Origin of the sequence: Corynebacterium aurimucosum ATCC 700975, from assembly GCF_000022905.1 — a bacterium.
Classification (GTDB): domain Bacteria; phylum Actinomycetota; class Actinomycetes; order Mycobacteriales; family Mycobacteriaceae; genus Corynebacterium; species Corynebacterium aurimucosum_F.
In genome coordinates this window covers 1,719,838-1,732,096 of the sequence record NC_012590.1, presented here as the reverse complement: position 1 = coordinate 1,732,096, position 12,259 = coordinate 1,719,838, and the positions used below count along the sequence as shown (strand labels likewise).

At 60.1% G+C, this 12,259-nt stretch carries 13 protein-coding genes; 10 read left to right on the top strand and 3 right to left on the bottom strand.

Going from position 1 to position 12,259, the window contains the following annotated elements:
• The first annotated feature begins 15 nt into the window (after positions 1 to 15).
• Positions 16 to 927, top strand: coding sequence for a tyrosine recombinase XerC (locus CAURI_RS08175; protein ID WP_012715116.1), 912 nt, complete (start codon positions 16 to 18; stop codon positions 925 to 927).
• Here CAURI_RS08175 and CAURI_RS08170 read toward each other — a convergent pair.
• The gene (locus tag CAURI_RS08170) at positions 890 to 1,396 is read right to left on the bottom strand and encodes a M23 family metallopeptidase (RefSeq protein WP_012715115.1); all 507 of its coding nucleotides are present in this window, start codon (positions 1,394 to 1,396) and stop codon (positions 890 to 892) included. The two genes, CAURI_RS08175 and CAURI_RS08170, sit on opposite strands and share 38 nt — an antisense overlap.
• A 394-nt stretch (positions 1,397 to 1,790) precedes the next feature.
• Here CAURI_RS08170 and rpsB point away from each other — a divergent pair, with 394 nt between their 5' ends.
• From rpsB to CAURI_RS08145, 5 genes are all read left to right on the top strand, one after another.
• Positions 1,791 to 2,618, top strand: a complete 828-nt coding sequence (rpsB, locus tag CAURI_RS08165) for a 30S ribosomal protein S2 (RefSeq protein ID WP_010190382.1) — start codon at positions 1,791 to 1,793, stop codon at positions 2,616 to 2,618.
• Between the two features lie 247 nt (positions 2,619 to 2,865).
• Positions 2,866 to 3,678 (top strand): translation elongation factor Ts, encoded by an 813-nt coding sequence (gene tsf, locus CAURI_RS08160; RefSeq protein WP_010190381.1) that lies wholly within the window; start codon positions 2,866 to 2,868, stop codon positions 3,676 to 3,678.
• Between the two features lie 245 nt (positions 3,679 to 3,923).
• A complete protein-coding gene (gene pyrH, locus CAURI_RS08155; protein WP_010190380.1) occupies positions 3,924 to 4,661 on the top strand; it encodes a UMP kinase in 738 nt (245 codons plus the stop codon).
• Positions 4,662 to 4,731: 70 nt separating this feature from the next.
• A complete protein-coding gene (frr, locus tag CAURI_RS08150) occupies positions 4,732 to 5,289 on the top strand; it encodes a ribosome recycling factor (RefSeq protein WP_010190379.1) in 558 nt (185 codons plus the stop codon).
• Positions 5,290 to 5,419: 130 nt separating this feature from the next.
• The gene (locus CAURI_RS08145; RefSeq protein WP_174878629.1) at positions 5,420 to 6,274 is read left to right on the top strand and encodes a phosphatidate cytidylyltransferase; all 855 of its coding nucleotides are present in this window, start codon (positions 5,420 to 5,422) and stop codon (positions 6,272 to 6,274) included.
• Positions 6,275 to 6,276: 2 nt separating this feature from the next.
• Here the strand turns inward: CAURI_RS08145 and CAURI_RS08140 are convergent, their stop codons facing one another.
• The gene (locus CAURI_RS08140; RefSeq protein WP_010190376.1) at positions 6,277 to 6,681 is read right to left on the bottom strand and encodes a LapA family protein; all 405 of its coding nucleotides are present in this window, start codon (positions 6,679 to 6,681) and stop codon (positions 6,277 to 6,279) included.
• Between the two features lie 93 nt (positions 6,682 to 6,774).
• Here CAURI_RS08140 and rlmN point away from each other — a divergent pair, with 93 nt between their 5' ends.
• The 3 genes from rlmN (at position 6,775) to CAURI_RS08125 (ending at position 10,360) form a co-directional block, all read left to right on the top strand.
• Complete coding sequence (rlmN, locus tag CAURI_RS08135) at positions 6,775 to 7,881, top strand: dual-specificity RNA methyltransferase RlmN (protein WP_010190374.1); 1,107 nt, start codon at positions 6,775 to 6,777, stop codon at positions 7,879 to 7,881.
• Positions 7,882 to 7,952: 71 nt separating this feature from the next.
• A complete protein-coding gene (locus CAURI_RS08130) occupies positions 7,953 to 8,774 on the top strand; it encodes an ABC transporter ATP-binding protein (RefSeq protein WP_010190373.1) in 822 nt (273 codons plus the stop codon).
• Positions 8,771 to 10,360, top strand: coding sequence for a hypothetical protein (locus tag CAURI_RS08125; protein WP_012715113.1), 1,590 nt, complete (start codon positions 8,771 to 8,773; stop codon positions 10,358 to 10,360). Before CAURI_RS08130 ends, CAURI_RS08125 begins: the two co-directional genes overlap by 4 nt.
• A gap of 85 nt (positions 10,361 to 10,445) precedes the next feature.
• Here the strand turns inward: CAURI_RS08125 and CAURI_RS08120 are convergent, their stop codons facing one another.
• A complete protein-coding gene (locus CAURI_RS08120) occupies positions 10,446 to 10,895 on the bottom strand; it encodes a DUF2631 domain-containing protein (protein WP_010190371.1) in 450 nt (149 codons plus the stop codon).
• Positions 10,896 to 11,087: 192 nt separating this feature from the next.
• Between CAURI_RS08120 and dxr the strand changes: the two genes are divergently transcribed.
• Entirely contained in the window at positions 11,088 to 12,254 is a 1,167-nt protein-coding gene (gene dxr, locus CAURI_RS08115) for a 1-deoxy-D-xylulose-5-phosphate reductoisomerase (protein WP_010190370.1), read from the top strand.
• Positions 12,255 to 12,259 lie beyond the last annotated feature (5 nt).

The window sequence follows — 12,259 nt, the reverse complement described above, 5'->3', positions numbered from 1 at the left end:
GTACACTCATGAGACATGAGTGGTGAAAGTGGCAGTAGCGAGCGGCACGTGGGGGGACAGCTCGAGGAAGCGATCGAGGATTTCGCAGAATACCAGCGCATCGTTCGCGGCCGCTCCGAAGCTACCGTCCGGGGCTATTGCTCTGACTTGCGCCTGTTGGCACCGGAAGTCCCGGAATTCGCAGCATTTACTCTGAACTCACTGCGCGAATGGTTGGCCCACGCCGTTGCTGAGGGCAAGTCCCGCTCCACCCTGGCACGCCGCACCGCCGCGGTGCGCGCTTTTTCCACGTGGGCCGCGCGCGAAGGCTATTTAGAATCGGATGTGGCGCAGCGCCTTGCCACCCCCAAGGTGGGCAAACACCTGCCAACTGTGATGTCACCCACCGCGGCGGGGGAGTTGATGGGCAATGCCGTCTCTACCGACGAAGTCCACTTCTTGCGCGATAGCGCCATGCTCGAGTTTCTCTACGCCACCGGTGTGCGCGTGGCTGAGCTCGTCGGCCTCGACGTCGGCGATATCGACCTGTCGCGCCGCACTGCCCGCGTGACCGGCAAGGGCAATAAACAGCGCGTTGTCCCTTTCGGGGATGCGGCTCATGATGCGCTCTGCGCTTGGCTGAAGACAGGGCGCCCCGAGCTTGCCGGCGAGACGGAAGCCGTGTTTGTGGGCACGCGCGGAGGGCGCATCGACGCGCGTCAGGTCCGCCGCGTCGTCGAACGCGCCGCCCAAGTGACGGGGGCACCGGGGCTAACCCCGCACGGTTTGCGCCACTCGGCAGCTACCCACTTGCTCGAGGGCGGAGCGGATCTGCGCATCGTGCAAGAGCTGCTTGGTCACTCGTCACTGCAGACCACGCAGGTCTACACTCACGTCTCCGCCCAGCGTCTTAAGGACGTCTACGCTCGTTCCCACCCGCGGGCTTGAGGCGAATGACAGGTTCCCCGAGTAGGTCCAGTGGATTGATGTAGTCCTCGCGACCTTTAATTGCGCCCCAGTGTAGCCCCGGATAGCCATCCACGGACGGGGCGAGCGTTCCGATGACGTCTCCTTCCTGCACCTGGTCACCTTTCTTAACCCGCGCAAACACCGGTTGATAGGTGGTGCGCAGGCCGTTGCCATGAGCAATCGAAAGGACCGGTTTGCCTGCTATGGAGCCGGCGAAGTGCACAACGCCGTCGCCAGCGGCACGCACCTTACCGCCGACGGGCAGGTCCAGATCCACACCGCGATGCCCGGCCATCCACCGCTTCTCAGGAGGCTCGAAGCCGCGCAAGACACGCGAAGCAACCGGTTCCCCAGTGGTCGGGTCGACGAAGGCGGCGGCAAGGGGGAAGTCGGCAAGCGCAGCCCAGAGGCATAGCAGGGCAGATAAACAAAGTAGACGGTAACGCATGACCTCAAGCCTGCGAGGGAGCGCGGCTCGAGGGAAGGGGGTGCGGTCGACCTGTGGATAACGTGTTAAAGAAGTAACCCATGGTGCGCCAGGGAAAAGCTTCGTGTGGTTGTCAACAAACCGACGGTGATTAAACGGTCGCGCCGTTTGGAATCAGCGCGTGTGCAGTACTAAGCTAGCCCACAGCAGTCTGTGTTTAATACCCGGAAGGGCTCCGCATGGATTGACTACGCGCGGCGAAGTAGTCGCTTCCTGGGTTAAGGAAGAGACAGTCCGTGGTTGACGTGGTCCCCAGGATGATGGGGTGTTAACCAGGGCCTTCGTTGCTAGGGTGCGGAATAAAACACCGCATAATCTTGCAAAACCGAAACAACATATAGAAAGCGAGCGAAACATGGCAGTCGTAACCATGCGCGAGCTCCTCGACGCTGGCGTCCACTTCGGTCACCAGACCCGTCGCTGGAACCCGAAGATGAAGCGTTTCATCTTCACCGACCGTAACGGCATCTACATCATCGACCTGCAGCAGACGCTGACCTACATCGATGAGGCCTTCGAGTTCGTCAAGGAAACCGTCGCGCACGGCGGCACCATCCTCTTCGTTGGTACCAAGAAGCAGGCTCAGGAAGCCGTTGCTGAAGAGGCTTCCCGCGTTGGTATGCCGTACGTGAACCACCGCTGGCTCGGCGGTATGCTCACCAACTTCCAGACTGTCTCCAAGCGCCTGAAGCGCATGAAGGAGCTGCAGGCTATGGATGCGGCTGAGGACGGCTACAAGGGCCGCACCAAGAAGGAAGTTCTGATGCTGACCCGTGAGCGCACCAAGCTGGAGCGCGTCCTGGGCGGTATCTCCGATATGACCAAGGCTCCGTCCGCACTGTGGATTGTTGACACCAACAAGGAGCACATCGCGGTCAAGGAAGCTCAGAAGCTTAACATCCCGGTCGTCGCCATCCTGGACACCAACTGTGATCCGGATGAGGTCGACTTCCCGATTCCGGGCAATGACGACGCTATCCGCGCCACCAAGCTGCTCTCCGGCATCATTGCCACCGCTGTGGACGAGGGCAAGAAGGCCCGCGAGGAGCGCCAGCTTGCTCAGGCCAAGGAAGCTGCCGGCGACACCGCTGAGAAGGACGCCCGCGACGCTGCTGAGGCTGCCGCTGCGTCTGACCCGGCTTCCGCAGAGAAGTCTGAGGACGCCGAGAAGTCCGCAGAGTAATCTGCATACCTTAAGCCCCCGTACCGCACGGCCCACAGTGGCCGCGGCGATGGGGGCTTTTTCTCACGTGTTTTTCTTAGCTCGCTAAGGCACGTGACACACTAGAGGGTTGAAACACCACGCAGAGGTTTCCCTCCGCTGGGGGAGTGGCGAAAAACTACCACCCCCTCAACGCGACGTGGTGGTAGTGATTCGGCTACGCTGTTTCAACGAATACCGTTTAATTCCAAGGAGGATCGCTCCAACTATGGCGAACTACACTGCTGCAGACGTAAAGGCATTGCGTGAGGCCACCGGCGCCGGCATGCTCGATTGCAAGAAGGCTCTCGACGAGTCCCAGGGTGACTATGACAAGGCCGTTGAGTACCTGCGCATCAAGGGCGCAAAGAATGTGTCCAAGCGCGCTGAGCGTGAGGCTACCGAGGGCCTGATCGCCGTTTCCGGCAACACGATGGTGGAGATCAACTGCGAGACCGACTTCGTGGCCAAGAACGAGGCTTTCAAGTCCTTCGCTTCCAAGATCGCTGAGGCTGCCGGTGAGGCCAAGGTCAACTCCGGTGAGGAGCTCAACAACCTGGAGATCGACGGCAAGAAGGTTTCCGAGGTCGTTGACGAAGAGTCCGCAAAGACCGGCGAGAAGCTGCAGGCTCGTCGCGCTGTCACCATCGAGGGTGACAACGTAGCTGTGTACCTGCACCAGCGTTCCGCTGACCTGCCGCCGGCAGTGGGTGTCCTGGTGTCCTACGAGGGCAACGCAGAAGGCGCTCACGCAGTCGCGCTGCAGATTGCAGCTATGAACGCTGAGTACCTCACCCGCGAGGACATTCCGGCTGAGATCGTGGAGAAGGAGCGCGAGATCGCTGAGGCCACCACCCGCGAGGAGGGCAAGCCGGAGGCAGCCCTGCCGAAGATCGTGGAAGGCCGCCTCAACGGCTTCTACAAGTCTGTGGTTCTGCTTGAGCAGGCTTCTTTGTCTGACTCCAAGAAGACCGTTAAGCAGGTCGCAGACGAGGCCGGCACCACCATCACCGGTTTCGTCCGCTACGAGGTAGGCGCCTAAGCCTTCCTGAGACTCGCGCAGTCCGGGTTCAGAGCCCAGTGACTGCGAGTGCTCCCTCTTCCTCTTTCTCCCTCAGGGCTGTGTGCTCGGTGGAAGAAACCTGGGGGAGGGAGTTTATCGTTTTGTCCCCGCCCCTGAGGGTGGGGCCGCACGCAGCTGAATATATGACTGCGCCTTCCTATGGTTAAGATGGAACAGAATTATTCAAGCGCTTAACTGAAGCGTCGCCATGCGTGAAGGAGACGATGAAGACCGTGACTACCCCTGAACCGAAGCGAACCGGATACAAGCGAGTCATGCTCAAACTGGGCGGTGAGATGTTCGGCGGTGGAAAGGTCGGCATCGATCCTGATGTTGTAGAAAATGTTGCCCGCCAAATCGCCGAGGTGGCGAAGCAGGGGACTGAAATCGCCGTCGTTATCGGTGGCGGTAACTTCTTCCGTGGTGCCGAGCTTTCGCAGCGCGGCATGGACCGCGCTCGCTCTGACTACATGGGCATGCTGGGCACCGTCATGAACTCCCTGGCGTTGCAGGACTTCCTCAAGCAGCAAGGCATTGACTGCCGCGTGCAGACCTCCATCAACATGGCGCAGATTGCGGAGCCATACCTGCCGCTGCGCGCCGACCGCCACTTGGAGAAGGGCCGCGTAGTTATCTTCGGTGCCGGTATGGGCATGCCGTATTTCTCCACCGACACCACCGCGGCGCAGCGCGCCCTGGAGATTGGTGCGGAGGTCCTCTTCTTGGCCAAGGCTGTCGACGGCGTCTACTCCGCCGACCCGCGCACCAACCCGGACGCGGAGCTCTACTCCGAAATCACCCCGCGCGAGGTCATTGAGAAGAACCTCAAGGTGGCTGATGCCACGGCATTTAGCCTGTGCATGGACAACAATATGCCGATTTTGGTCTTCAACCTCCTCACAGAAGGCAATATCAAGCGCGCTGTCAACGGCGAGCAGATCGGCACGCTGGTCCAGTCCTAGTACAAATAGGCCGCGACCTGCTAAATTCTTTCCCAGTACTTTTGACTATTTCAAGGGAGTTGTAACCCTCATGATCGACGAGATCCAGCTCGAAGCTGAAGAGCACATGACCGCTTCGGTTGAGCACACCCGCGAGCAGCTGCTCACCATCCGCACTGGCCGTGCCAACCCGGCTATGTTTAATGGCCTGGTTGCTGAGTACTACGGTGTACCGACCCCGATTACCCAGATGGCCACCATCTCGGTCCCAGAGCCGCGCATGCTGCTTATCAAGCCTTATGAGCAGTCCGTGATGAACGAGATCGAGAACGCAATCCGCAACTCGGATCTGGGCGTGAACCCGACCAATGACGGTCAGGTGCTGCGTGTGACCATCCCGCAGCTCACTGAGGAACGCCGCCGCGACATGGTCAAGATGGCCAAGAGCAAGGGTGAGGACGGCAAGATTGCTATCCGTAACATCCGCCGCCGTGCGATGGAGCAGCTCAAGAAGCTGCAGAAGGACGGTGACGCCGGCGAGGACGAGGTTATCGCTGCCGAGAAGGAAATGGAAAAGATTACCTCCGGCTACATCGAGCAGGTGGACAAGCTCGTCGCCAATAAGGAAGAGGAGCTCATGGAGGTCTAGCCTCCGCACTTTTAGCGCTTTGATTTGCCGCCGCGCCAGGCACGGGCCAGCACGGCGGTCTTTTCTGTGTAGAGCCAGACCACCCACGATGAGATGAGGAGCATGCGTGAGCACTGAGCACTCGAGTCGGATGCCCAAACCCAAGAATTCTGCGGGGCGTGACATGCCCGCGGCAATTGCTGTCGGCGTTGGCCTAGGCGCGCTCGTCGTCTTTGCGGTGTGGGCTGGGCCTCTTGTGTGGTACCTCGTCGTCGCCGCCGCGGTGGGCTTGGGCATGTGGGAAGTGCTCACTCGGTTGCGGGAGCACTCCTACTATGTCCCACGCACCCTGCTGATCGTTCTTGGCCAAGCGATGCTGTGGGTCTCGTGGTTTCTCAATGCCCCGGGCCTTGTTGCGGTGTATGTGGTCGCGGTCCTAGCCCTCATGTTTGGTCGCCTCTTCCATAACGGAAGGCACCGCCCGCCGATTAACTATCTTCGTGATATGTCGATGGGCATTTTCGTGTTGACGTGGATCCCTTTGTTTGGCACGTTTGCCGCGATGCTCTCACGGGTGGAAACGCCGTTCGCCTCGGGGGCGGCGTCGATTGTCGTGTTTATGCTCTGCGTGGTCGCCTCAGACACCGGTGGTTTCATCGCCGGCGTGATGTTTGGCTCGCACCCCATGGCGCCGGCGGTAAGCCCCAAGAAGTCGTGGGAAGGATTTGCCGGCTCTGTAGTTTTCGGCACCCTTACCGGTGCGCTTTCTTTCGCATTCCTTCTTCACCACAAGCCGTGGGTAGGCGCGCTCATGGGCTTGGGGCTGGTTTTCTGCGCCACGCTCGGTGACTTGGTGGAATCCCAGTTCAAGCGCGAACTGGGAATCAAAGATATGTCCGCCCTGCTGCCGGGGCACGGCGGCATCATGGATCGCTTAGACGGCATGCTGCCCTCCGCGATGGTGACTTGGGTGGCGATGAGCTTCCTCACCACCCTTGCACCTTAGATTTAGCGACGAGCCTGCTTGCGTACCTGGCGGCGCAGCTCGAACATGCGCCAGCCGCCGACGAGGGCCATGATGAGGGCACCGGCGATGGCGCAGATCAGGTAGGTGACGCCCGCCGGGAACTGAACGGACCAGTTAAGGAAGTTCAACGGTACCTGGTGCTGGTTCTGCAGGATGAAGATAATGAGGACGATGAGCAACAGGAAGCCCACGATGAGGGCGATCCACGTGCTGGCAGCGAAGGAGCCCTTCACCTTGCCATCATTCTTGTTCTCATAATCCGTCGTGGTTGGAACCGGCTCTACTGAGCCTTCGGTGGCGGGGGCTTCCGCGGTGTAATTAGTCAGCGGCTCCTCGGCCGGGGTGGTGGTGCGGAATTCCTCAGGGGAGTTTTCTGGATTCGTCATGCATCTATTAAATAGGTTGAGATGTCACTTTCGCCACTCCAGCAGAGCTTAGATTGGATAATGTGGCCGAAAACGTGGAAAATGGGCTCTACCATGGCTGAACCACTGAAACTGAATTTCTCCGCTCCGCGCCGCGGGCTACCCCCGAAGCACTTCGCGGACCTGACCGAGGCCGAGCGCATTGAGGCGCTCGCGGAACTTGGCCTGCCCAAGTTCCGGGCAAAGCAGCTGGCCAAGCACTACTACGTCCACCACACCGCCGATGTTTCCGAGATGACGGATATCCCGGCCGCCGCCCGCGAGGCGGTCCAAGAGCGTTTGTTCCCCACGCTCATGGAGCCCATTCGGCAGACTTCCACCGACGATGGGGAAACCACCAAGTCCCTGTGGCGTTTGCACGATGGCACCCTGTTGGAGTCCGTGCTCATGCGCTACCCAGGGCGCGCCACCCTGTGTATCTCCTCCCAGGCTGGCTGCGGCATGGCCTGCCCATTCTGTGCCACCGGCCAGGGCGGGCTGGACCGTAACCTGTCCACCGCGGAAATCGTGGAGCAGTTTAGGCACGCCGCCCGCCTCATGGAAGAGGAGGGCGGACGTCTCAGCAACGTTGTCTTCATGGGTATGGGCGAGCCGCTGGCCAACTACAAGCGCGTGGTCCACGCGGTGCGCCAGATTACCGGCTCTGAACTCACCGGTTTCGGCCTTTCCCAGCGTAATGTCACGGTGTCCACGGTCGGGCTGGCCCCGGCCATCCGTAAGCTCGCGGATGAGGATCTATCCTGCACCCTCGCAGTCTCCCTGCACACCCCGGACGATGAACTGCGCGATACCCTCGTGCCGGTTAACAACCGTTGGCCAGTTGAGGAGGTGCTCGATGCCGCTAAGTACTACGCCGACAAGTCTGGCCGCCGCGTGTCCATCGAGTATGCGCTGATCCGCGATAAGAACGATCAGGATTTCCGCGCCGACATGCTGGGCCGGAAGCTGCATGCGGCACTGGGCTCTAAGGTTCACGTCAACGTCATTCCGCTCAACCCCACACCAGGCTCGGAGTGGGACGCTGCCCCGAAGGCGCGCCAGGACGAGTTCGTTCGCCGCGTCATCGCGCAGGGCGTGCCCTGCACCGTGCGTGATACCAAGGGTGATGAAATCGCTGCGGCTTGTGGCCAGCTCGCCGCTGATGAGCGCGAGACCGCGTAAGGGCCCTGCTTACAGTTTCCTAACAATAGTTTTTCCGGAGAACAAAGCATTAATGGTTCTTGATACCGTTAATGCTTATGACTCATCCTTATCGTGAGGACTTAGCCGCTGATCCGCGCACCCAGGCTCTGGCTGTGCGCGATTTGCGTAAGTCCTTTGGTTCTCAGATCGCCGTTAACCACCTCAACCTGGACGTCCCGCGCGGTTCCATTTACGGGATAGTGGGGCCGAATGGCGCGGGTAAAACCACGATGTTGACCATGGCCTGTGGTCTCCAGCGCCCCGATTCGGGCCAGAGCTTCATCGCTGGTCACAATGTGTGGGAGGAGCCCATTCCCGCCAAGCAGGCCATGGGCTTGCTCATGGATGGGGCACCGGTCTTTGATCGCCTGACGGGCGCGGAATATTTGCACTACCTCGGTGCTTTGCACAAACTGGAACGTTCCGAGTCGTTGCGCCGTGCGCAGGAGCTTCTCGATGCCCTCTCCCTCTCCGAGGCCGCTGATAAGCGCATCGCGGATTACTCCGCCGGCATGACCAAAAAGATCCTCTTGGCGGGAGCCGTCCTGCACAACCCGGAGGTGCTCATCTTGGATGAGCCGCTGGAAGCAGTGGATCCGGTCTCCGGACGCCTCATCCAGCAGATGCTGCGCGCCTATGCCTCGCGTGGCGGGACGGTCATTTTGTCTTCACACGTCATGGAGCTCGTCGAGGGGCTGTGTGACCACGTGGCCATCATCAACGGCGGACAAGTTATCACCGCAGGTCACGTCGACGCTGTTCGACAGGGCCAAAGCCTCAGTGATCTGTTTATCGCGGCCGTTGGGGGACGGGACCTGGACGCCTCGAAGTTTGGGTGGCTGCGCTCGCAAGCGGCGGGTGAGCGCGAATGACGTCTACTCTGTTCAGACTTCACCGCACCCTGTGGTGGCGCAGCGTTGCCTCCAATCCGTCGACGCTCATCATGGGGCTTATGATGCTGATCTACGGGGCACTCGGCCTCCTGTCGCTCGCATTCATGGTGTATTCCGATATCACCACTCCGGGCCACGGTTACCAAGCGCTGACCGTCGGGGTGGCAGGCGGCATGCTCATCTACGTACTCCTCGCTCTCTTCATGCCGGCGGGGGAGAAGCAACTGAGTCCGACAACCTTAGGAGCTCTTCCTCTGACTTCCCGCGAGGTTCTTCCGGGCCTTTTCTTGTCGGGTCTGCTGACTACCCGCGCTATCATGTCGGTTGTCTTTTCCCTAGTGTATGCGGTCATCGGAAGTGTCTTTCTTATTCTGACGGGGCCTGGGTGGGCTGCAGTGCCCTTCGTTGTGGGCATGGTTTTATCGTGCGCGACAACCATCATTTTCGGCGAATGTCTCGGCCAAGTGGCTTCCGTTATCGCAGATTCCCAGAAATCCCGTACCCAAATCGCGGCGATGGTGGTTATGGGCCTGCTGGTCTTTGGCATGCTGCAAGCGCAGCGTGTCTTGGAGTCTTTGCCGCCTCTTCACACCGTGGGTGCCGTTAGCGCCTGGACCCCGTTTGGCGCAGGGGTGGGGTGGACGCTCGCGCTTGCCGACGGTCACTTCCTCACCGCCCTAGCCCAACTGCTCATCGCGGTGGCTAGCCTTGGGCTGCTGGGCTGGGTGTGGTCCCGTCAGATAACTGGTCTCATGCGCAATCCGGGAGCGGGTGGTGACGTAGCCAGCGAGGTGACAGGAAAGGGCGTATCCAAGTTGGAGTTGGGCGCGTGGTCTTATTCCAGCCCTGCGGCGATGGAATATACCCGCGCGTTGCGTTATCTCACCCGTGATAAGAGGCAAACAGGCATGCTGTACATGATGCCTTTGTTTGGCGTGCTGACGCTCTATCAGTTGTGGAGAGGCGATGATTTCACCGCCTATTTCATGCTGTGCTTCAGCGCAATTGTGCTCTCATCTCTCTTGGCTAATGATTATGGCTTCGATGGGCCATCGAATTGGGTCCATATGGTGGCGCCGGTTGCCCCGCGCACCATCCTTCATGCGCGTCACCTCGCACACGTGACTATTCCCTATATTGGGTTTGTTCTGCTCGCCGTAGTGGCTCTTGTCTTTAGCGAGAACTTCACCTTGGGCTTGTTGAGCACAGCTGTGGCCATAGGCGTGTTCATCTCCACCGCGGCGGTGGGTTTGGGCCTGACCGTGCTTAACCCTTATCCCTTGTCCGCTCCTGGGCAGAACCGGTGGAATGATAAGTCTGGCTATTCTGCTGGTGCTTTTCTCACTGCATTTGTCGGCATGCTGTTGGTGTGGGGGCCCGCGCTTCCTGGCATCGTGGTTTCTGCCCTCGCCTATGAGCGTGGCGGCTGGTTGTTGTATACCGCGTTGATTGTTTCCGTGCTGGTTCCGTCGCTTGTCTACGCCGGGGTCTGGCGGTTCGCTGGAAACAAGGCACAAGAGCGGACGCCGGAAATCTACGCCAAGGTCAACCGTTACGTGAGCTAGGGGACAAGGGCAGACAGAAAAAGCTCCCTTCCTGCAGTCCATTCATGAACTGCGGGAAGGGAGCTTTGTTTAAAGCGAAGAAGCTTTAGTTGGTCACCGGCTTGGCGGCGTGGCGGCCTTCGGAAACACCGCGGAGGTGAGCAATGCGGGAGGGCTCAATGTTGAGGGCGCGCAGCTCATCATCGGTCAGGGAAGCGTAGACGTTGTGAACGGTCTTCTGCTCATATGCCCAATCCGGTTCCTCGTGGCCCACCGGCTTGTTACGGGCGGTCAGGGTGCGCACCTGGGAGAGCTTTGGCTGCAGGGCGTAAATCACCAGACCAAGGGCAATCAGGATTGCCAGGGCGAAGAGCCAGATCGTCTCCACGTGACCCTTGTGGTTACCAAAGTTATAAGCAAGCAGGAACACGACGGACGTCCAACCAGCGATCTGTACGCCCGAGCGGCTGATGCGGGACCAACCGAAACCTGCGGACGGGACGTCATCGGTGGATACGCCGTCGAAAACCTGCGATGCCGGCTTGTGGGAAGACACTTGCTCTCCTTTGCGTGTACATGCAGCTCGCCCTGCTTAGAACTAATTGATTCGAGCGAGTGCACGAAAAATGCCAGTTATTCTGTGTAGTAGTTTAAATGATCCTGCCGATAACCGCGATTAAACACCCCCGACTATCGTTAGCGCAGCGCTCACGACTCTTGCTTGGGTTGACCGGCTAGGGTTGAGAGGGTGAGTACCCAACGCATTCTTATTCTCGGCTCTACTGGCTCGATTGGCACCCAGGCTCTGGACGTTATCGCGGATAACCCGGATAAGTTCACAGTCGTGGGTATCGCCGCCGGCGGTTCCAACCCGCAGCTCGTCGTTGAGCAGGCTCGTGCCCTCAACCTTTCGTTTGACCACGTGGCCGTCGCCAAGCCCGATGCGGCACGCACCGTTTCCGAGGCCCTCGGTGGCACCGTGCTTTCGGGCCCAGACTCTGCCGAGGAGCTGGTCAAGGCGGTGGACACCGATAAGGTCCTCAACGCGCTTGTGGGCTCCATGGGCTTGGCCTCCACCATCGCCACCTTGGAGAAGGGTGAGCTGTTGGCGTTGGCGAATAAGGAATCCCTCGTTGCTGGTGGTTCCATCGTGACCCGCCTGGCGGGGGAGGGGCAGATCATCCCGGTGGATTCCGAGCATTCCGCCATGGCGCAGTGCCTGCGCGCAGGCAGCGGTGTGGAGCTCGAGCGCCTCGTACTCACCGCCTCCGGTGGTCCTTTCCGCGGGTGGACTCGCGAGGAGATGTGGGATGTCACCCCGCAGCAGGCTGCGCAACACCCGACGTGGTCGATGGGGCAGATGAACACCCTGAATTCGGCGACGTTGGTGAATAAGGGCCTTGAGCTCATTGAGGCGACGCTGCTTTTCGACGTCCACCCGGACCTCATTGACGTCACCGTCCACCCCCAATCCATCGTGCATTCCATGGCCACCTTCACCGATGGCTGCACGATTGCACAATGCTCCCCGCCGTCGATGAAGCTGCCGATCTCCTTGGCGTTGGATTGGCCGCACCGCGTGCCAGGCGCACAGCCGGCGTTAGATTTTTCCGCCGCACATGATTGGCGCTTCGAGCCGCTCGATGACGAAGCCTTCCCGGCCGTTCGCCTTGCCCGTGAGGTGGCCGCTGCCGGAGGTACCCACGCTGCCGTGTACAACGCCGCGAACGAGGAAGCGGCAGCTGCTTTCTTGGCGGGCCGCATTCACTTCCCGGAAATTGTTGACGTGGTTAGCCACGTCGTGGGTGAGGCCTCAGAGTTTGCTGGTGTACCCTCTAGCGTCGATGATGTCCTCGCCGTGGAAGGTGAGGCCCGCCGTCGCGCTAATGCGTTGGTGGATTCGCTCGCTCGTTAGAAAGC

What these genes read in the sequence shown, in the direction of transcription:
- CAURI_RS08175 (WP_012715116.1), top strand. Translation starts at nt 16, where the DNA reads ATGAGTGGTGAAAGTGGCAGTAGCGAGCGGCACGTGGGGGGACAGCTC.
- CAURI_RS08170 (WP_012715115.1), bottom strand. Translation starts at nt 1,396, where the DNA reads ATGCGTTACCGTCTACTTTGTTTATCTGCCCTGCTATGCCTCTGGGCT.
- rpsB (WP_010190382.1), top strand. Translation starts at nt 1,791, where the DNA reads ATGGCAGTCGTAACCATGCGCGAGCTCCTCGACGCTGGCGTCCACTTC.
- tsf (WP_010190381.1), top strand. Translation starts at nt 2,866, where the DNA reads ATGGCGAACTACACTGCTGCAGACGTAAAGGCATTGCGTGAGGCCACC.
- pyrH (WP_010190380.1), top strand. Translation starts at nt 3,924, where the DNA reads ATGAAGACCGTGACTACCCCTGAACCGAAGCGAACCGGATACAAGCGA.
- frr (WP_010190379.1), top strand. Translation starts at nt 4,732, where the DNA reads ATGATCGACGAGATCCAGCTCGAAGCTGAAGAGCACATGACCGCTTCG.
- CAURI_RS08145 (WP_174878629.1), top strand. Translation starts at nt 5,420, where the DNA reads ATGCCCAAACCCAAGAATTCTGCGGGGCGTGACATGCCCGCGGCAATT.
- CAURI_RS08140 (WP_010190376.1), bottom strand. Translation starts at nt 6,681, where the DNA reads ATGACGAATCCAGAAAACTCCCCTGAGGAATTCCGCACCACCACCCCG.
- rlmN (WP_010190374.1), top strand. Translation starts at nt 6,775, where the DNA reads ATGGCTGAACCACTGAAACTGAATTTCTCCGCTCCGCGCCGCGGGCTA.
- CAURI_RS08130 (WP_010190373.1), top strand. Translation starts at nt 7,953, where the DNA reads ATGCTTATGACTCATCCTTATCGTGAGGACTTAGCCGCTGATCCGCGC.
- CAURI_RS08125 (WP_012715113.1), top strand. Translation starts at nt 8,771, where the DNA reads ATGACGTCTACTCTGTTCAGACTTCACCGCACCCTGTGGTGGCGCAGC.